The organism is Gaoshiqia sp. US2 (genome assembly GCF_059705485.1).
This window is the reverse complement of sequence record NZ_AP048550.1, coordinates 4,429,147-4,449,441: the sequence shown is the minus strand read 5'-3', so window position 1 is coordinate 4,449,441 and position 20,295 is coordinate 4,429,147. Positions and strand designations below refer to the sequence as shown.

Below are 20,295 nucleotides of genomic sequence, written 5' to 3'. Positions count from 1 at the left end.
CAGTTTTTTAATTTTCTAATAGTAATTCCTTTGTTGAGTTGTCAACAGACCATTTTTTAAATTTGTCGAGAAAACTTCTACCTAATAGCAATGGAGAATCTGAAACACCAACAGATGCCATTACATTGTTAACCTTAAAGCTTCCTATTGTCATTTCGGGTAATATCAGTCTTCGACATTTTATAATTGAACCGTCTGCAAGTCTATATAGAGCAGGAGTTATGTAGTGTTCTTTTTTGAGAACACCTGCATTAATTAATTCTCTTTCTGCATCTTGAGAAAGTGAAATATCACTTGCACCTGAATCAAGAATAAAATGTTGATTTGTCCCTCCAATTTTTACCCACACCTTGTATACACCTCCAAAACTCTCTAATTTAATTTTAGTTGAACTTGAACCACTCACTGTAACTGATTTGTTATAATTCTCAGGAGCGAATGGGTCATTATCATTTCTGTTATATTTATTGCTTTCTTCTATGGCTGCCAACAAATATTCAACAGCATTAAAAACTTTGTCATTTATGTAAATTTCATCGTTTAATATACTGTAGTAACTTTGGTTATTACTTACATCATAGCCTTTGCAGGTTATACACGAAGGACTTGAATATGCGTGTTCTGGGTCTGGTTTACAACTGAATCTTACTTCCAATGGACTGCCAGAATATTTCAATACTCTTATGTCGGAAAAATGCATTACACATTTGTTATAGATTCTTTCTGAGTTATTGAATTGTCTAATTACTTCAATATAACCATCGCTTGATAGTTTTACTTTAAAATACGTGGTTCCCCATTTGTGACTTTCTAAAGTTTTATTAATGTAATCTAAGGTTTCTTGTACTGTTAATTGCTGTGCAGTACTTAAAAGAGATGTCATGAAAAATAAATTCATGAATACAAATAATCTAATGAAGTTTATCTTTTGCATATATAATCCATTTTGATTTTGAAATTTTGACGTAGTTCTGTCCCAGACCGCAATTTTTTGAAATATATTTCTGATTCTTTTTTTATTTCTTCATGGAATTTTGTTCTATTTATTGTCAACCCATTACCACTTTTTACAACTAAAGGACCAACAGACCAAATCTTAGAATCATTGTAAGTTTCTAGTTGGTGTAAGATTGCACACCTGAAGTCTTCATAAAATGTAGTGGCAGATTTTTTATCAAAGTGTTCTTTAAAATTTTCTCTTTGTGTCAAGAATCGAATAAAGATTTTATTTGATTTCCGGTTCGAATCTTTTTTTCCTTCATAAAAACATTGAAGATTCTCTAATACCATACAGTCAGTGGCAAGGATTATGAATCCATATTTTTTATCAATTGGGGAAATATCCTTCTCTAATTCAATTAGTTTGTCAACAGGCTCGATATATCGTTCCATTATTCGTTTCTCCAAAATATCTATCGCCTTTTCCCAGTCAGGTGATTTCAAATCGTTTAGATTCAGCTTTAGTTCAAGTTAAAAACCCACGTTCTCTGAACGTGGTCAGAGACGTTCCACGGGTTTGCCTGTAAAACGACTCATATTTACCTTTAGAAGGTTGTCCCCACAACCAAAGAAAGGAAAAAACAATGAGTCGTTTTAAGAAGTTGTCGCATGCGATCTGGCATTGCATGTACCATATCGTATGGACCCCTAAATATAGGTATAGAATATTGAAGGGAGAAATCAAAATTGAAGTGGAACACTGCATCAAGGCTTTCTCGGAGCAGAAAGGCTGTATTATTGAGGAGTTGAACGTACAGGAAGATCACGTACATCTGGTTTTGATGGTTCCGCCGAAAGTCTCTATTTCTGACATGGTTGGGATTTTTAAAGGACGAACAGCAATTCGGCTGTTCAACAAATATAAGAGCTTGAAGAGCCGCCCCTATTGGGGCAATCATTTCTGGTCAAAAGGCTACTGTGTGGATACAGTAGGACTGGATGCGGAGATGATCAAGAGGTACGTCAAGTATCAGGAAAAGAAAGATAAACGAGAAGAAGAAAAGTAGTCATTAACCTGTGGGGACAACAACTTTTACCTTCTTTGAGGGTAAAAGCAAATTACCCCTTCCAGGGGTTATCCCAAAGCCACATCCTTTGGGTGTGGATTTTTACATATTGAGAATTATATATTCCTTTCGCTATTTCCATCTTTTTAAAATTGTTTATAACGGTTACGTGTATGAGTAGTGGCGGATTTCGGAGAACTTTCTTGTCAAATTACGATGAACTTGATGCGAGGTAAAACGCTTGAATACACTACAAACCCCGCCATTACTTATACACTTTGTTGTGTTTTCGTGCTTTTTTCTTCTTGGTCAATATTTCGATTACCATACTTATTTTTCTTGTCTTCAAACAATCTCAATTGTTGCTGTAATTTGTAATCTTTTTTATTCTCAACACTTTCCATTCCTGTTGTCCTTGCAGCGGCTGTGACTTCTCCCCAATTAATAAAATAGTTGTCAAAATATTCTATTGGATAGGAATTGAATTTGATAACATCTTCTCTTGTCGGAATTTTCCCAATTTTAATAGATAAGTCTTTTATGTATAATTGAAGTGTTTTTTTATCAACTTCATATTTCTGTTTTGTCAATCTTTGAACATAGCTGTTTTTTGCCTTTGGGGTAGTATCTTGTTTTCTAAATGGGTCGAGACCATTTTCCAATTCAGCATGCCTTTCTAATGATAATTTGTAATACTTTTCTGATAATTCTATACCAAAATATTTTCTATTCATTTTTGCTGCACAAAGAGAAGTCGTACCTGAACCGTTAAAAGGGTCTAAAACAATATCACCTTCATTTGTGAATAAAGAAATTAGGCGATTCATAAACATTGGTGGTAATTGAGTAGGATGGTCAACCCGTCTGCTATTATGTTTAAGTCTATGAATATCCCACCAAAGATTTGTAATCGACTCTTTGTCAATTACAGAATCTTTTTTTCTCTTATTAATACAACTTGCTCTATTACAATAGAATTCTTTTATAGTTGTTAAACTTTCCAACTCACTTACAGAATGATTATTTCGAGTTAACCCAAGAATACTTTCAGCTTTTCCTTTTGTAAAACAAACAATTGAATAATGAGCTGGCATTATCATTCTTACAGGAAGGCTTAACCCTTCCCACAATATCCAATCTTGAAATGAAAGAATCTTTTTTAAATGTTTAAAATGCCGAACAACCCATTGTGGAATATTTAAAATCGCTACTGTTTTCCCCGGCTTGATAATCCTTGCTAACTCTGAAATCCATTTATCACACCAATTAAAATATTCAATAATATCTCTATCATCGTCCCAACTTTCATATTTCTTGTTAACATTATATGGTGGGTCAGCGAAACAAAAATCAATACTGTTAGATGGAATTTTCTTTAAACCTTCTAAACAATCTTGATTAATTATTATAGAATTGTTTTTACCTAAATACTCAAAATTATTGATTTCAATATTGCTTTTTTCAATGAAAGTATCTTGAATAACTGGGGCGTATTTTTTTGTTAGGTCGATGAATTTTAAATATTTATAAGGTTTTATGGCAAACAAATCTTGTAATCTTTCTTTTACAACGTCAATATTTTTATTATAATCAATATCAACATCTCTCCAAACATCTGACATCAATGTTCCATAATCGTTATATAGATGTTTTTTACCACCGTAGTCTTTTGTTGTTTTATCGCAACTTGGGCAAAATGTATATCCGATTCTGGTTTTTGTATGTTGAAGTGTTTTTGAGTATCGAGTAATAATAATAAGTGCAGCGTGATGTTGATTTAAGCTAAAATCTGTTTTTATGGAATTACTCAACTTTACACCAATCCATAATTTTAAATGACCTAAAGGTGTTAATTCGGATAAAAAGTGTGCTGCAAAAACAGGCGAAGTTAAAATTGCAACTGTTGAATTCTTACTTGAATTTTCAATGAATGAATTTAATTCCTTCGTGAGGTTTACAATGTCGGGAATATTTGATTGAGAAATATAATATGGGAGTTTGATAAACCAAACATCATTTTCAGAGAAACTTTGTAAAGTACTTTCACCAGCATCAACTAACTGCAATTTTATATTTGTTTCGCTTAAATGAGCCATTTTTTATTTTAAAGTTTTGAGAAATTTAACCAGAGCATCTAATTCGCTGTCCTTAAATGAAACTGTACAATCACTGTATTGACAAATTGTTCTTAGGGCAGATTGTCTTGCGAAATTACCTGCTCCATCTATTACATATGCGATTTTGTGACCATTTGCATGTAACAATTCTTGACGTGCTTGAGCCTGTCCCGCTTTTCTTTCAATCGTGGAATTGGTTGTAACTTGGAAACTTACTTCAACAGCACAAAATTTCCCTTTAGGAGATTTTGCAACAATGTCAACTGATAATGAAGTTCTTTCATTTTGACTTACTTTAGGCAATTGGTCTTTATTAATTCGCCAATCAGGGAGCTTTGTTTCCAAATATTCTTTCACATAATTTTGAGTTAATTGTCCTAATGTATTTGCCTGTGCTCCTCCAGTTATCCTACTTACCCAAATATATCTCTGTTTTACAAAAGTTTCCAATTCTGCTGTTTTTCCTAACATTGTTCCAATTATACATTTTTCAGAAATATCGTTTGGAATGTTGTTGTCAATTGCAGAACCACCGAAAAGTAGCAACATACAGACATCTTCCATTATCGGATTTAAGTCAACAGATTTTACTAATCCTTCACCATCAACCGATAAGTTCTTGTTGTTCCAATTAGATTTGTCCGTTAATGATTGAAACTTATATGTGAAGTTTTTACTATCCCAGATAAAATTCATTCCATTTTTAAACACACTGGGAAGTTCTTTTTTAAATCGCATCAATTTTTCACCACCTATGTCTGAAAGAACAATCAAATGTTTTAAAAACAAATTTCCTGACAAAGTTTTTGAACTTAATAATGTGTCTTTCCACTTAAAGGGATTTGCATCGGAAATATTTAAAAGACTGATAAATTTATCCTGTGTCTCAATGAGTTTTGGGATAATACTTGAATTTTTCTCCGTATCTGATATCTCTTGTGGCCAAAACTTAAGTGCCTTATTTTCTAAATCTTGAATGTCTCTCATACGTTATATTTAATAATCACAAAAATAGTTTTTTAATTCGAGGGTTTAAAAATTAATCGTCAAGTAAAGAATGAAAAGTCAACAACCATTCAATTATGAATTTGTCGTACGCTGCTGTCTTTTTTAGCATGAAACACAACCGTGGCAATATGGCATGAAGCGGATTGCGAGCGATTCATTATCAAACCGAGATGAAGCACAAACGGGCTAAAACCTCCCCAATTAAGCACTTCACCGCTTTTTGCTATATTGCGTGTTACAGGCTGGCGTTCGAGGCTTTCGAGTTCTGCACCCATTGTCAGTATTGAGTTTTGCTGCAATTGTTAAATTTCGATTTTGTGTCTAAACTCTTTTGAAATTTTGTCTATTTTTTCTCCTTGCCTTTTTTCAGTTCTTTGTTTTTCTTTGCTTCTGGTAAGTAATTATCGGTGGATACTACTTTTTTCCCTGTTCTACTTTCAAGTTCTCGCCTAGCATTACCAGCAACGGCACCACCTTGTTTAGCTGCCTTTTTATTTTGAATAAATCCTTTTGGATTCTGTGTCTTTACAATTTCAGTTGTCGAAGCCTCTCCAAGCATTGAAAAAATTAATTCAAGGTCGGTCATGTGATCACGCAGGTTTTGGCTTTTCAGGCCTTTGACTTTTTTATACTCAGAAGGTGTCAAGCCGAAAGTTGCTTTTGAAATCTCTGCTGTGAGTATGGAATATTCTATTTGTTCCTTTACACCTCTGTTTTTCCATTCTTCTGTCAACTCCTCGCGAATAGCAATGCTTCGCATTCGCTTTTCTATCCAGTCGTCAGGATAGCCTTTAAGTTTATAAAGTTCTCTCGTTCGCTGCGTAGCCAATTCGGGGTTTTCAATCTCATCTAATCGGTCTGAACCCACTTGTGCTAACCAAAGTTTAAAAGGCTCTGCTTTCGGTGATGGAATGGATTGTATAATGCGCAAAAGTCCTTTAGCACTGGCACAATTCAGCTTTTGTTTACCGCCAATAGTATCGACCGAAAGGGGGGTGACAAATTGTCCCCACCCTTTGGAGAGTTCCTCGTCACGCTTACGCATTTTCTTGATATAATCGCTAGGGTTGGGTGTGTCGGTCAACACCTGTATAACATCTGCTACAACGAAATACCATTTTCCGTCTTTTTCATTCCAAACGGTTCTAATCTGTTTGCTCTCAAATAATTTAATATTGCTCATGTATGTTAAATATTTTACTGCTAACTTACAATATTTTAGTGAAATAAATTAATGTCAAATTCATTATTGTATGGTCTCTTGTTGATTAAAGTTTTATCAGCATTACGAAAATCATTTATATCTTGCTTGCCAGATAACAAAAAATGAAAAAACGATTTGTTTTGAAATCGGCAAGTTTGCATAATACTAAGTAACCTTAAATAATGGATAGTTATGGCTGCGCTGTATGATTTTGAAATATCGCCTTGTAGTTTTAAATGTTTCACAATTATTTCCGCAGGATTATTGTGCCATAAAATATCATCGTGATTTAAGAAAGTAAATAATTCTTCTTTATTTTTTTGTAATCTTCTTTGATAATTAAGGCAAAGTAATGAATTATAATCCCTATTGAATATCCAAGTTCTATAATATACTTCTACTTCCTTCTTGTGCTTATTTAAATTTCTTTTCTTCAATCCATATTTCTGAATTGTTTTCATTATTGGCAATAATAAATCTCTCAATGACTCGACAAATAATTGGAACTCTTTGTCAAATGGATTTTGCCACAAAGCATTGTTAATTTCCCTTATTAAGTGAACCCAACATCTTTGTTTTATGCAGTTTACATTATCATATCCGGTATAAAAATCTGTAATAATTATGCCGGTATAATTTTTTAATAGATTTTTAATAAATTCATTTTCCCTTGTCTCAGTAAGTTTTAAATAGACTGAATCATCATTCCTTAATACCCAAACATATTGATTTTGTCCTTTAATATTTATTGTTGTCTCATCGATATGTATAAATTTACTATTAAGCAAATTTGTAATTAGAATATTTTCGGTTTTCAAATAGTAAGATCCTACTTCCTCAATAAATCGTAAAATCACTGCAGGTGATAAGTTTATTTTAAATAAATCAGAAGTTATTTTCGTTATTAAAGAATATGGATTTCTAATAGCAATTCTTAGATAACAAACCCAAATTTTAATGTTTCTTCCATACAACCCAGGATCCCCATGAATATTAAAATAAGGAGGGTTAAAATCCTTATCGCAATGCTTACAATAACTTCGATTCGCCCAGTACTTTCTTATTTCTTTTACAACTGTTTTCTGGGTAAATTTTAAATCTAATGATATTTTTTGGGTTGTTTTTTTTGATTCTTCAAGGGGCTTTAATCCACAAGTTGGACATTTTATTCTACGACGAATTTTAATAGATTTAGTTGGTTTTAAGTTATTTGGCTTCCTGATTCTTTTCTCTACTCCTTTTTTTTGTTCAAGGTTTTCTCCTGCGTTTTCATCCTTGAAAAATATTTTACTGTTATCATAATGCTCTGTTGTGTAGGAAAAGGATAAAATCTCAGTAAGTTGTTGATGAATTTTATTCTCGCTTCTTTTCGGACAACGGTCTGACCTTATTTCATCACAAATATTCGTAACAGCATCATTTCTTTTTTCAATTTCAGTCAGATTATCAAACAATAATTTTAGAGCAAAGCAATCTTCTAAATTGTATGTGATTAAAATTTGCTTATACTTTTCATCTTTTGTATCGTTCCATTGATACCTCCATACTAAACTTTGAATTCCGCTTGCATTGGCGGACGACCAAGTGGCACCAAGGTAATTCCCTAATTCTTTCAATCGGTTTGAATAAACCGGAAAATAAATTTTACCAAAAATTGAATTGACAATATTTATTAAACGATTTTGTATGTGAACTACATTTGTATTATATCGCTTTCCAAGAATGTTTATCGCTTTTGATTCATAATTACCGTAGTGGTATATTGGCACCATAGGGTATGCATTTATTATTGAAAGAAACTGTTGCCAAATATGGACTTCATCAGATGTCTTATCAGCCCAAAAGCTATTGCAAATAGTTGTATCATCTTTGCATATTAAAACTCCAATCAAATAATATAATTCTTGGTCAGGAGTACCTTCAATATCTAAGAATAGCCCGATGGATTTTCTTGGTAGTTCCGGTAATTGTTGCACATAAATTTTATCTGTTCTAATCGCTAATGCCTGTAATTCAATATTATGAGCGATTATAAATTCTTTAGCTCGCTTTTTTCGTCTTCTTGGTTTATATATGTAGGAAAGTTGTTGAATAGTGAAGATTCCTTTCTTTTTATATTTTTCTATAGCTTTGAATGTTGCCTTATCAAGTAAACTTATGTTACCATCGGCATTCGCCTTTTCTTTACATGTGACACTGAATTCACAAATATCACAATGCCTATTTAAAAAAAGAGCAGGTTCATTTGAAGATAATAGTATTTTGTTCAGCTCAACGATAATTTTTTTGATGTTTTTTGCTGTAGATGATAATTTGAATTGCGTTTCTTGTAGATTCTTTCCATGAATCACTTTGCAGTTTAATATCTTGAGATTAAATTCAGTTTCGATTAATGATGCTTGCAGTGAAACAAATAGCTTGTCGGTAGTGGTAACTTTTTCAAATGGAGTTATAAATATTGGAGTAATATTTTTTTTGCCTGTAAATTCAATTCCATCGAGAGTTATGTCAATGTTTGCATTGGCAAATTTGAAATTTAGCGAGATGCCTTCTTCGGGAGTATTATTACCATTTTGGTGGTAGACGGTAAGATTATTGTTCTTTGAAATCGTTCTTTCGAAATTTTCTTTCCCCTTTTGTTTTAGTTGATTGTAAAGTGATTGGTAGTCTGAAATAATTCCCGTTTGGTGCTTGCTTTTTCTATAAGCTTTGTAGTGGCAAAAAATAAAGTCGTTTAGTATCTCATTATTTATTTGCATGATAATTCACTTTGAATCGTTAGTGACAATTATTTTAAAAACCTTTTGGAGAGGTTTCTGTGTCGTATTATCTCACTTTGTGGTTGGTTTCAAAAACATCTATTTTTTTGTCAACGTTGTCAAGTTGCAATGTGTCTTTTACGCTTGCCTGTAACGTATTTGTATAATTCTACGCACTTTATTTCTGCTTTATCGGCTGAAAAGGTGCGTTTATATCTCAAATATAGGATATAAACGTCGTTGTCAGCTGTCGTCCGGATCAAAATCATCAATCGGGTTTTTAAACTTCTGGAAATCGGTATTCGATACATGCGTGTATATTTCCGTTGTTTTTGAACTTTCATGTCCAAGCCATTCCTGGATATAGCGTAAATCAGTGCCCTGTTCCAAATGATGGGTGGCAAAACTATGTCTTAAAATATGGGTGTAAACTGTCTTCTTCACTCCGGCTCTTAATGCCGCATTCTTCACGTCTTTCAGAATACTGGTGGCACTATATTGCTTTCCTCTTTGCCCCTCAAACAACCAAGTTTGCGGTTTTTCCTTTCTATAGTAACGTCGCATGAGTTCCAGTGTACTCTGTGCCAATTGAACATACCTGTCCTTTTTGCCCTTGGCCCCTTTTATTTTTATAAGCATCCGCTTCGAATCAACATCCTCCGGTTTCAGGGCGATTGCTTCGCTTCGTCGCAAGCCACAGGAATAAATTAAAGCAATCAGGCACTTATGTTTCAGGTTATCGGTCGCTCTCAGCATAGCAAAAATCTCTTCCTTACTCAATATGTCAGGGAGTTTTCGCTCGACTCGTGGTCGTTCAATGGCGTAATACTGCTTCTCCAGCTTTAATACCTTTTCATAGTAAAATTTAATGGCATTGATCCGCTGGTTCTGTTGACTGCGAGAAATTTGGTTCTCCTTGATCAAGCCCAGCAGGTAACCATTGACATCACCCGCAGTGATATTCTTTAATTCTTTTCCTTCGAAATGATGCATGAAATCTTTGAAATAAGCACAATAGGTCCTGATGGTGCTATCGCTGTATCGCTTTTGTTCCAGCATTTCCAGGTATCCTTTGGGGAGTTTGGTCGAAGTGCGATAGGCATAATTTTTTGCTGTCTCTTTTTGAGCCGGAGCAGGCGCCGGTTTTAACTTCAGCCCCGAATAATCTACCCACGCCTTTCCTCTTAAGGCTTCAAAAAGACGGTGAAGGTCAAACTCATTCACGGGGATATACCAGGTATTCAGGCTTTGACTCCAACGCGCACCGGGCAGTTGCTTAAGGGTTTCAATAAGCTCCGGGTCATAGGCAAAGGCAATCAAAATCACCTCTTCGCGGTGATGATTGACCTTGCTGAGCGTTATGATCCGGGTAGGGGACATGGGCCTGTTTTTTTACCCATACAAGTTAACAAAATAAGAAACAGCTTGTGCTTGTAAACAATATAACCCCGCTAATTTATATTTCTTCTAAATAAATTTCTCGCGTTTTTGCAGGTTAAACAGCCCGTAAAGAATAAACACGATGGCCCCGACAACCAGGAAAATCCGGTTTTTCAGGGCAATGCCCTCCCAAATCAGCTCATTCATGTTGTTAGGTACATCAAAGGGGTTCAGAAACAGGTTCCACATACTTCGTTTCACGGCATCCTGGGTAATAAGCGCCAACACCCCGATGATGACCATCACCACGGCTGTACCGTTTCCGTTTTTTATGATGGTGGAAAACATGAAAGCCATACTCCCGAGAAACAGCACCGGGAACATGATTTGCCGGGTCATTTCAAACAGGTCGACCGGGGTTAAAAACAGGTAGCTCAGGGCCGCAAATCCGTAAAGGATAAGAAACACCAGCACAAACACCAACACCAGGCGCACCAGCCACACTTTATACCGGTAATCGGGTATGCCGAACAGGATTTCGAGGATTCCGGCATCCACATCGTTCTGAATGCCGAAGGTCATCGGGTAAAAAATGAGCAGGACCGCCGGAAACACCAGGGTGTTGTACACGAATACCTCGTCGGGAACCTCGCCGTTTACCACGGCCATGATGGCGATAAACACATAAAAGGCCAGGGCGGCAAGCAAAAACCAGATAAACCGGCCGGCAAAAATGATGCGGAAATTATAACGGATCATTTGGCCAATCAGGTTGAGCGTATTTCTTATTTTTCGTTTGTCCATTTTTTCTTCCTGTTAAACGGTAAAAATTCCAACTGCATCCGGCAACCAGCAAGCAGTTCCCGGCGGCCGGATGCTGTCATCTATTTTAAATCTTTAATCAAACACAAATAGGCATCTTCGAGCAAAGGATTAGCCTCAACCGCGTCGGGAGCCGGTTTTTCGACCGACAGCACACGCACCCGGATGTTTTCGCCAACCCGCATATGGTGCACCACCATTTGTTTATTGGGCATCCGGTCGAACTCAGCCGCCGGCACTTCGTATTGCCATACCAGTTTATCGGCCAGGTCGACCATCCCGATGGGCGTTCCGTGGTATTTCACCCGGCCGCGGATGATCACGGCCACCTGGTTACACGAACTGGAAATGTCTTCGATAATATGGGTCGAAAAGATGACAATCCGTTCGCGGCTCAGCCCGACCAGCAGGTTCCGGAACCGGATGCGTTCGCGCGGATCGAGTCCGGCCGTTGGTTCGTCAACCACCAGGATCTTCGGCAGGTGCAACAAAATCTGGGCAATCCCGATCCGTTGTTTCATCCCGCCCGAGAACGAGCCGATCTTATCGTCCCGGCGATCGTACATATGAACCGACTTCAGCACATACTCCAGCCTTTTTTTGCGTTCGTCCACATCGGTCAGGCCTTTCAGTAAGGCCTGGTATTCCAGGTAGTCCCAGGCCGGCATATTTTCGTAGGTACCAAATTCCTGTGGCAGGTATCCGATTAAGCCTTGCAGTTCTTCCCGTTTTTCCTGCGTATCGATCCCGTTAATCCAGATTTTCCCGTAACTCTGTTCCAGGATTCCGCAAATCGTCCGCATCATGGTTGACTTGCCGGCGCCGTTCGGTCCAAGCAAACCAAACATACCGGTACCGATTTCGAGCGATACCCCGTTTAAGGCTTTAAACGGAACCCGCCGTTTACCAATTACCGGAATTTGTTTTACCAGCCGGTAAGTGGCGCGTCGTAAGGAGCCAAAACGCCCGGTAATCCGGTCGACATTGACTTTCTGCTCGTACAGGTGTCTGGCCGTAACTGAAATAAGCAGGCCCAGGTACCAAAGCGCAGCGAAAGCCGCTACCAGCCCAATGTATTCGGTTTTCAGGTATAATATAACCAGTTCGGCGAGGGGCAAAAACCAAAACAGGAAGCCCGTGCTGTATTTTTTCAGAAGAAGGAAAATTCCTTTTTGTGTTTCCCGGTACCGGTTTTCCAGGTAAATGGACAGCGGTTTCCAGATCTGGTTGACATACAGGTAAACCATCAGCATCATAAAGCTGATCCAAACAGCCGGTTTCAGGTAAAAGAAGGTGAAGTAGACGAAAAAAGCCAGCAAGGGCAATTGCCAGATTAACTGGTCGAATTCGCGCATGGAGCGGTATTCTTTTTCAAGGCCGGCCCGGCGGCGAATGTTCAGTCCCCCGGTCCACTCGCGTGAAAAACGGCCCGGGCGGTCGTATATCTTCACCAGGTTTTGAATGACGATCCCCACCTTCTCATCCGGTCCAATCAGCTTGGTTCCCGCTTTTTTCAGGCTGTTCAACACAAACCAGCTGGTGCCGGGAACCAGCACGATCACCAGCACCGTATCAATCATTTTCCAGATAAAGCTATCCACTTCAACATAAATCCAGACAAAAGCGGCAGCGATCAGTACCAGTTGGAAGGCGCGCAGTTTCCAGTTCAGGCCGCGGAACCATTCCAGGGCATTCTCCAGCCCCGAATAAAAGGTGGGGATGAAAATCAGGGTGAGTACGGTGCTCAGCGCCAGGCCGCCAATCACGATAATGGCAAAGGGTGCGCCGATCACGCTCACGTATTCGGCCTGCCCCAGGGCCAGGGGAACCATCGCCACGATGGTGGTGATGGCCGTGATCAGGATGGGCCGTACGCGCGATAAGCCGGCAGTCATCAATGCCCGGGAGCGGCGGTACCCGCGTTTACGCAGGATATTGCTGTAATCGATCAGGATGATCCCGTTGTTGACCACCACCCCCAGCAAAATCAGGAAACCAATCATCGTATTGGCATTAAACAGGCTGTTGCCGGTGATAATCAGCCCCAGCAGCGACCCGATGGCCGCCAGCGGAATTGAAAACAGTAAAACAAAAGGCGTAACGATCGACTCGAATACCGAGGCCAGGATCATAAAAATCAGTACAATGGCTGCCAAAATCAGGAAGTAAAATTCTTCCAGTTCATTTTCTTCATGAATCACCTCGGCGGCAATACCTGCCGGGAATGCGTAACCGGCAATCAAGGCGTCAATTTCGTAACGGTACGACTCCAGCAAATCTTTCGACGATTGCGCCTCATCGATCAGCCGGTAAGTAATGGTAATTTGTTTTTCCTGGTTCACCCGGTTGATCCCGGCCAAACCGCGGGCATATACCAAACGGGTAAATTCCTGCAAGTCGTGCAGGCCGCCTGCCCCGTCGGCCACCTGTAACTGCTTCAGGTCGTCCATGCTCCGGGTGGCATTCTCCATCTCTTCTTCTTCGCCCTGCTTAATGATTATTTCGTACTCGTCGAGCCCCTGTTTAAACATCACGCCGGTAGAGATTTCCTGCGAAAATGAATTCAGTTCGCCCGAAACCTGCTGCATGTTGATGTTGTACTCAGTCATCAACAGCGGGTCGAAAATCAGATGCACCTCAGGCCGGTTATCCGAGACATTCAGTGAGACCCGCCGGATAATATCCATATTCTCAAGAAAATACTGCAAGTCTTCGGCCACCGTTTGCATCAGGGTAAAATCCTGTCCTTTCAGTACAATTTTTTCTTCTTCGCTGCCAATCCCCAGCAGGCGCTGAAAATTGCCCATCATGTTACGGCTTCCGCCTCCGAAGTTCCGGTTGGTTTGTTGCTGTTCAAACGAAATTTCGGCCGGGCCCAGGTTTTTCGTCAGTTCGCCGATCGATGCTTTGATCTCGGCAAAACTTCGTCCTTCCACCTTCTCATAATCTTCGACCAGTTTCACGGTAACCGAGGCCTCTTCTTCTTCAATCCGGCTGATCACATCGAGCTTTTCCTTCACTCCCTCCAGTTTTTCCTCGATCTTTTGCACGGTTTCATCGGTCATTTCAAGGCTCGATCCCGAAGGCATGGTCACATACAACTGGATTTGGCTTTCCTCCACTTCCTGCAGGGAGCTTACACTGATGGTCAGTGCCATGAAGACAGTCAGGAAAAAGACGGCCACGGCGCCCAATACCGTTGCTGCCGGGTAGCGCATACACGATTTCAGCAAGAGCATGTACACCTGCACCATCCGGTTGTTGGTGGTTAATTTCTCAAAGGTGATCCGGTCTTTCCGCCTTCCTTTTAAAATGAAATGAACGCCCATCGGCACAAACAACAAGGCCACCACCAGCGACACCAGCAAGGTGGATATGATGGAAACGCCTACATTCTTTCCCAGCATTTCGATCAGGTAGTTCGACGAAAACACGAAGGGAAGAAACACGGTAATGGTTGTGAGGGTAGCGGCCACGATCGAACGCCAGACCTCGGTGGTTCCCTGGGTGACAGCCGTATCTGTATCCACCCCTTTTCCGGCCAGGCGGTAAATGTTTTCGAGCACCACCACGCTGTTATCCAGCAGCATCCCGATGGCCAGCGCCATGCCCACCAGGGTCAGGCTGTTGAGGGTAATGTTGTAGGCGTAAAAGAAGTTGAAAGCCGTAAACACCGAAACCGGTATGGCCAGCGCGATAAAGGCTACGATCCGAACGTTTTTCAGAAACATCCACAGCACGAACACGGCCATCAACCCGCCAACAAGCGCCAGGTTGATGATTTCGTCGATGTTTTTTTCCATGGTTTCGGCCGAGTTATTCTGAATGACCAGTTCAATCTCTTTCGATTTCAGCTTACTGTTTAGCCGGGCAATCACTTCCTTGGTTTTGTCGGATAAGGCAATCTGGTTGGTCTGCGAATCGTTGATCAGCTGGATGGTCACCGCGTCCAGTCCGTTGACGCGACTGTAGCTGGTTTTCTCTTTAACGCCAAAACGTACTTCGGCCACATCTTTCAGCAAGATTGGTCCTTCGGCCACCACCAGGTTTTCGACATCCGAAACCTGCTGGTATTCGGCTGTAACATGAACAAACCAGAGCTTGTCTTTTTCCTTGAGGTTACCCGCGTATGTGCGCGAACGGGCATTTTGCGACAGCAGCGAACGAATGCTTGCCGGCGTGATTTGATAGGCCTCACAGGCCCCTTTATTCAGGATGATTTCGATCGATTTTTCCTGTCCGCCGTACACATTTACCCCGGCAATCCCGTCAATATTTTCCAGATCGGGGGCTACCTCTTCGTCCACCACGTTGCGAACCCGGTCGATGCCGCCGCTGCCCCGGGCCTGCAACTCCATAAACTGGTTGTTCATTTGCCCCAAATCAACGCGGTTCACGCTCACGCGGACCCCTTCGGGCAAACTGCCCTGCATTTCGTTGATTTTCTCCTGCAGTTTCAGGTAGGCAAAACTGAAGTCGACATTTTTCTGGTAATACACCACAATCGTCCCCCGCCGGGAGGTTACATTCGACTCCAGCGATTCAATCCCCTCCATGGTTCCAATGGCCCCTTCGAGCGGAATCACAACCTGGCTTTCCAGGTAGGCCGGATCGGCTTCCTGGGTTGAGACCGCCTGAACAAACAGGAAAGGCAGTTCCGCGTTGGGCAGCAACTCTATTCCCAGCTGTTTATACGACACGTAGCCCAGCAGGGTCAGTCCGGTAAACAGCATACTGATCAGGGTCTTTCTATCGATGATGAACTTCACAGGTTGAATTTTTATTTTTATTTGCTATCATTTATTTCTGAGCTTTCTTGTACCGAAAGAGAGCCATACAAGAGGTCAGCCCCGCGAAAAACGGTCTTTGACGTTTTCAAAGATCTCGTACACACTAGGAATTACCACCAGGGTGAGCAAGGTTGATGTGACCAAACCGCCAATAACTGCCAGGGCCATCGGCGAACGCAGCGAAGCGCTTTCACCGGTACCCAGCGTGAGCGGGAATAAGGCCAGGATGGTTGTCAGGCTCGTCATGATGATTGGCCGGATTCGTTGTTGCCCGGCCTGCATAATGGCCTCGCGGCGCTCCATTCCGTCTTTTCGCAATTGCAGGATCCGGTCGACCAAAATGATGGAGTTGTTCACCGCAATGCCCACCAGCATGATCACCCCGATAAAGGCCATCATGTTAAAGGTCTGGTTAAACAGGAAAAAGACCAGGACGGAGCCGACAACCGCCAGCGGAATAGTCAGCAAAATGGTAAAGGGGTGCAGCAACGACTCGAACTGGGAGGCCAGCACCATGTACACCAGGATGATCGACAACAAAAGCGCGAACTTCAGGCTCGCCATCGATTCTTTCCGTTTTTCTTCTTCTCCGGTGATTTTCACCTGGTAATCTGCCGGAATATCCATGGGCTCTATAGCTGTCTGAATTTGTTTGACTGCCTGGTCGAGCGGCGTGTTTTTCTCGAGTTGGGCCGTAATTTTCCCAATCCGGTTCTGGTTACGGCGGTACACTTCTTTGGGCGATTGCCCGATTTTAACCGTCGCCAGCTCGTTCACCAAAAAAACCTGCCCGTTGCCGGTAATCCGCAGGTCGTTCAAACTATTGAGGGTTTGGTCGGGCAGTTTCAGGGTAATGTCGCGCATTTCGCCCTGACGTTCAACCTGGCCGGCCACTTTGCCCATCAACTGGTCCTGAATTTGCGAAACAATATTGGCGACGCTCAGGTTATACATCCCGGCACGCAAACGGTCGACCACGATTTCCACCTCGGGTGAACCTTCTTCCATCGACGATTCCAGGTTGTAGATACCCGGAAGCCCGCTGACCCGGCTTTTCACCTCAGCGGCCAGCTCCTCGATCTGGTCGAGGTCTTTCCCCTGAATTTCAATCACCAAAGGAGGCTCATCGGTTCCCAGAATGCTTTTCAGGGCCGTTTCATCCTGTTTATAACTGATCTCCATGCCCGGAATTTCGCCAATGGCCTGGCTGATGCTGCGAATGGCAGAGGTGGAGGGTAAACTGCTCTCCGGTTTCAGCAATATTTTGATGGTTGCGGTATTTTCGCCCTGAAAGATGGCGGTAGCCGAACTGCTGATCCCGCTGGTCGGCCCCACATGACTGTATATCGATTCAAGTTCGTTGCCTAATAATTCCGTCACAATCTGTTCGATGTTCTCCACCGCATCGGAGGTCCTGCCCAAACGCGTCCCTTCCTGCATCCGCACTTCCATGCTGAATTCGCGGGTTTCGGTTTTTGGCATAAACTCCACCCCGATGAACGGAATGAGCAAAGCCGACCCTCCAATCAGGATCAGCATCAGGAAAACCACCAGCCACTTGGCGTTGATGACTTTATCCAGAAAGCGGCCATAACCTTTCACCTGGACCGAACGGGCCCGGGTTTTTACTTTTTTCCGGTAAAACAGATTAAAGAGCATGGGAATCAGCAGGATGGCGACCACCAGCGACGAAAGCAGGGAGAACGCCACGGTCCAGGCCTGGTCTTTGAACAACTCGCCCGAAGCCCCGTGCAGATAGACAATGGGCAGGAATACGATGATGGTGGTAATGGTCGAAGCCGTGATGGCCCCGCCAACCTGCGAGGTCCCTTCAATCGCTGCATCGCGGACCGACATGCCGTTTTCGTGGTTGCGGAAGATGTTTTCCATCACCACGATGGCATTATCGACCAGCATACCGGCGCCCAGCGCCAGACCGCCCAGGGTCATAATATTTAAGGTCAGGCCGTTAAAATACATCAGGTTGAAGGTCGCGATCACCGAAACCGGGATGGCAATGCTGATAATCAAAGTACTTCCCAGCCGTCGCAAAAACAGGAACAGGACAAAAACAGCCAGCACAATCCCCAGTAAGGCCGAATTTTCCACTTCTTTAATTGCCTTGTTGATGAACGTGCCCTGGTTGGTAATCACCGCAAAGTGATAACCGGGCAGGGCCTTTTCGATGGAAGCGATGGCCTTGTTAATTTCCTCAACCGCTTTTACCGTGTTAAACCTGGTTTCTTTATAGACGGAAAGCCCCAAACAACGGGTTCCGTTCAGCCGGACAATATTGTCAGGTTCTTTATTCTGAATGCTCACTTTGGCAACTTCGCGCAGAAAAATAGGCGCATAAGCGGCGGTCGTCTGGTCGGCAACCACTCGTTTGTATCCCACGATGACATTTTCAAAATCGCCGGGATCTTTTAACAGGCTAACGCCTTTTACCACGTAGCGCAGTCCCATTTCTTCAATCGACCCGCCGGAGATACTTTGGTTCATCGCCGAGATCCGGTTGCTGACGTCATCGAGGCTTAAGCCAAAAGCATCGAGCAAATACCGGTTGGTTTCAATCAGCACTTCCACATCTTCGGAGCCTGAAACCTCCACCTCGGCCACTCCCTCCAAACGAACAAGCTCGTTCCGGATGTAGTTTTCGGCAACCTTCCGCAACTCGTTCATATCGTCAATCGAGCTGTGGCTCAGTCCAATCAGCATCACCGGCGAGGTATTCGGATCGTGCTGGGTGATATTGATCGCGTCGATATCGGCATTCTGAGAAAAGGACGAAACGGCCTTCTGCAAATCCAGGAAGGCATCGTCCATATTTTTATTCCAGGCATATTCTACGGTGATCTGGGCGCTGCCCACTTTCGAAACCGACGATACCTGCAACACATCCGATTGACGGATGGCCAGCGCTTCGAGGTTTTCGACAAACTGTTTTTCAATTTCTTCGGGCGGACGCTCACCCGACTCCAACTCGATGAACAAACGCGGGTTGTTCAGGTTTGGAAACAGGTCAATCCCCAGCTTGTCGTACGAAATGTAGCCCAGCAATACCACGCCGAGCACAATCATCAGGATGGTTACCGGGTAATTGACCGAAAATTCGCTTAACTTCTTCACGGTTTACCCCTTTCTATTTGATGATTTTAACTTTTGAACGGTTTCGCAGGGTTTCGAAGCCTTTCACCACCAGGCGGTCGTTTGCTTTCAGCCCCGAAGTAATTTCCACCTGGTCCTGGGTTTCGTAACCAAAGGTCACCTGTTTTTCTTCGGCTGTGCCTTTCACCACAATAAAAACCGACTTGCCCCGCTGATTGGAGAGGATCACGTTTTTGGGAATCACCACCACGCTGTCGCGGCGATCCAGAATAATCTCGGTTTGAACAAACATGCCGGGACGAAGTTTCAACTGATTGTTGTCAACCACAAGTTTCCCTTTAAAGGTGCGCGTTTCGGTACTAATTGCCGGCGACAGTTCATTCACGCTGCCATGCAGGGTGTCGTTGGGCAGGGTATAATTCGTCACCCGGATCGGCTGTCCTTTTTTTACATCGTTGATGTATTTTTCGGGCAGGTTGACCTCCATCTGCAATTTTTCGTAACTCATCAGGGTAACGGCGGGCGTGGCATTAGCCACTTTTGTTCCCTGGGTCACGTAGGGCAATTCGGTGATTATTCCCCGGAAGGGCGCTTTCACTTTCATTTTCTCAACCTGAATATGAGCCAGCTCGTAATTGTTACGCGCATTGACCAACGAAACCTCGGCATTGCTTAGTTCCCGCTGGGTAACTCCCCCCTTGTCAAACAGCGATTTTTGTTTGGTATACTCTTCCTCCGCAATTTTGAAGTTGAGCTCCTTCGCTTCCATCCCCAGGTTGTTCACGAATTCCTTATCCTGTAATTCGATGATCACCTGTCCGCTTTCAACCACATCGCCCAAAGCAAACGGCCTTCCGGTCCGTGGGTTGGTGGCCAGAAAATAGTTACCGCTCATTTCGGTTGATAAGCTCACCTCTTTTGAAGCGGTTACCGTGCCTGTTGTATTGATGGTTTGTTCGATGGAACCCAGCTTGATATCTTCTACAGAAACAGGAATAGCCAGGTCGGTTTCGGTATCACTGCCCGGACTGCTGCAGGCGACTATTCCCATTAAGCCCCAAATAGCCAGTGATTGATATGCTTTTACTTTCATAGGTTTCG

13 protein-coding genes are annotated in these 20,295 nt (G+C 42.2%); 1 reads left to right on the top strand and 12 read right to left on the bottom strand.

Translation table 11 applies throughout. The features are described 5' to 3' along the window. Positions 1-7 precede the first annotated feature (7 nt). Both AC6H3C_RS17560 and AC6H3C_RS17555 read right to left on the bottom strand, forming a co-directional pair. Positions 8-934 carry a retropepsin-like aspartic protease family protein gene (locus AC6H3C_RS17560; RefSeq protein ID WP_497516728.1) on the bottom strand — a complete coding sequence of 309 codons (927 nt, stop codon included), beginning with the start codon at positions 932-934 and terminating at the stop codon, positions 8-10. Beyond that, entirely contained in the window at positions 922-1,443 is a 522-nt protein-coding gene (locus AC6H3C_RS17555) for a hypothetical protein (protein ID WP_497516726.1), read from the bottom strand. The genes AC6H3C_RS17560 and AC6H3C_RS17555 overlap by 13 nt, the downstream gene beginning before the upstream one ends. A gap of 140 nt (positions 1,444-1,583) precedes the next feature. On the opposite strand from AC6H3C_RS17555, the gene tnpA reads away from it, so the two are divergent. After that, positions 1,584-2,006, top strand: coding sequence for an IS200/IS605 family transposase (gene tnpA, locus AC6H3C_RS17550; RefSeq protein WP_497516157.1), 423 nt, complete (start codon positions 1,584-1,586; stop codon positions 2,004-2,006). Positions 2,007-2,275: 269 nt separating this feature from the next. Here tnpA and AC6H3C_RS17545 read toward each other — a convergent pair whose 3' ends face one another. The 10 genes from AC6H3C_RS17545 to AC6H3C_RS17500 form a co-directional block, all read right to left on the bottom strand. Next, positions 2,276-4,102, bottom strand: a complete 1,827-nt coding sequence (locus tag AC6H3C_RS17545; protein ID WP_497516725.1) for a DNA-methyltransferase — start codon at positions 4,100-4,102, stop codon at positions 2,276-2,278. A 3-nt stretch (positions 4,103-4,105) separates the two neighbouring features. Next, a complete protein-coding gene (locus AC6H3C_RS17540; RefSeq protein ID WP_497516724.1) occupies positions 4,106-5,110 on the bottom strand; it encodes a hypothetical protein in 1,005 nt (334 codons plus the stop codon). 89 nt (positions 5,111-5,199) lie between these two features. Beyond that, the gene (locus AC6H3C_RS17535; protein ID WP_497516723.1) at positions 5,200-5,406 is read right to left on the bottom strand and encodes a hypothetical protein; all 207 of its coding nucleotides are present in this window, start codon (positions 5,404-5,406) and stop codon (positions 5,200-5,202) included. Between the two features lie 68 nt (positions 5,407-5,474). After that, entirely contained in the window at positions 5,475-6,314 is an 840-nt protein-coding gene (locus AC6H3C_RS17530; RefSeq protein WP_497516722.1) for a BRO-N domain-containing protein, read from the bottom strand. A 35-nt stretch (positions 6,315-6,349) separates the two neighbouring features. Further along, positions 6,350-9,094 carry a TM0106 family RecB-like putative nuclease gene (locus tag AC6H3C_RS17525; protein ID WP_497516721.1) on the bottom strand — a complete coding sequence of 915 codons (2,745 nt, stop codon included), beginning with the start codon at positions 9,092-9,094 and terminating at the stop codon, positions 6,350-6,352. Between the two features lie 243 nt (positions 9,095-9,337). Further along, positions 9,338-10,474, bottom strand: coding sequence for a site-specific tyrosine recombinase/integron integrase (xerA, locus tag AC6H3C_RS17520; protein ID WP_497516720.1), 1,137 nt, complete (start codon positions 10,472-10,474; stop codon positions 9,338-9,340). Between the two features lie 87 nt (positions 10,475-10,561). Next, positions 10,562-11,278: a hypothetical protein gene (locus AC6H3C_RS17515; protein WP_497516718.1), complete on the bottom strand. Its 717-nt coding sequence runs from the start codon at positions 11,276-11,278 to the stop codon at positions 10,562-10,564. Positions 11,279-11,358: 80 nt separating this feature from the next. Further along, positions 11,359-16,065, bottom strand: coding sequence for an efflux RND transporter permease subunit (locus tag AC6H3C_RS17510; protein ID WP_497516717.1), 4,707 nt, complete (start codon positions 16,063-16,065; stop codon positions 11,359-11,361). A gap of 75 nt (positions 16,066-16,140) precedes the next feature. Next, entirely contained in the window at positions 16,141-19,215 is a 3,075-nt protein-coding gene (locus AC6H3C_RS17505; protein ID WP_497516716.1) for an efflux RND transporter permease subunit, read from the bottom strand. Positions 19,216-19,228: 13 nt separating this feature from the next. Continuing rightward, positions 19,229-20,287, bottom strand: coding sequence for an efflux RND transporter periplasmic adaptor subunit (locus AC6H3C_RS17500; protein ID WP_497516715.1), 1,059 nt, complete (start codon positions 20,285-20,287; stop codon positions 19,229-19,231). Between the last annotated feature and the right edge of the window lie 8 nt (positions 20,288-20,295).

Excerpts from the sequence above, each read along its gene's own strand:
- AC6H3C_RS17560 (WP_497516728.1), bottom strand. The coding sequence starts at position 934 with ATGCAAAAGATAAACTTCATTAGATTATTTGTATTCATGAATTTATTT.
- AC6H3C_RS17500 (WP_497516715.1), bottom strand. The coding sequence starts at position 20,287 with ATGAAAGTAAAAGCATATCAATCACTGGCTATTTGGGGCTTAATGGGA.
- AC6H3C_RS17525 (WP_497516721.1), bottom strand. The coding sequence starts at position 9,094 with ATGCAAATAAATAATGAGATACTAAACGACTTTATTTTTTGCCACTAC.
- AC6H3C_RS17545 (WP_497516725.1), bottom strand. The coding sequence starts at position 4,102 with ATGGCTCATTTAAGCGAAACAAATATAAAATTGCAGTTAGTTGATGCT.
- AC6H3C_RS17535 (WP_497516723.1), bottom strand. The coding sequence starts at position 5,406 with ATGGGTGCAGAACTCGAAAGCCTCGAACGCCAGCCTGTAACACGCAAT.
- AC6H3C_RS17515 (WP_497516718.1), bottom strand. The coding sequence starts at position 11,278 with ATGGACAAACGAAAAATAAGAAATACGCTCAACCTGATTGGCCAAATG.
- AC6H3C_RS17530 (WP_497516722.1), bottom strand. The coding sequence starts at position 6,314 with ATGAGCAATATTAAATTATTTGAGAGCAAACAGATTAGAACCGTTTGG.
- tnpA (WP_497516157.1), top strand. The coding sequence starts at position 1,584 with ATGAGTCGTTTTAAGAAGTTGTCGCATGCGATCTGGCATTGCATGTAC.
- AC6H3C_RS17540 (WP_497516724.1), bottom strand. The coding sequence starts at position 5,110 with ATGAGAGACATTCAAGATTTAGAAAATAAGGCACTTAAGTTTTGGCCA.
- xerA (WP_497516720.1), bottom strand. The coding sequence starts at position 10,474 with ATGTCCCCTACCCGGATCATAACGCTCAGCAAGGTCAATCATCACCGC.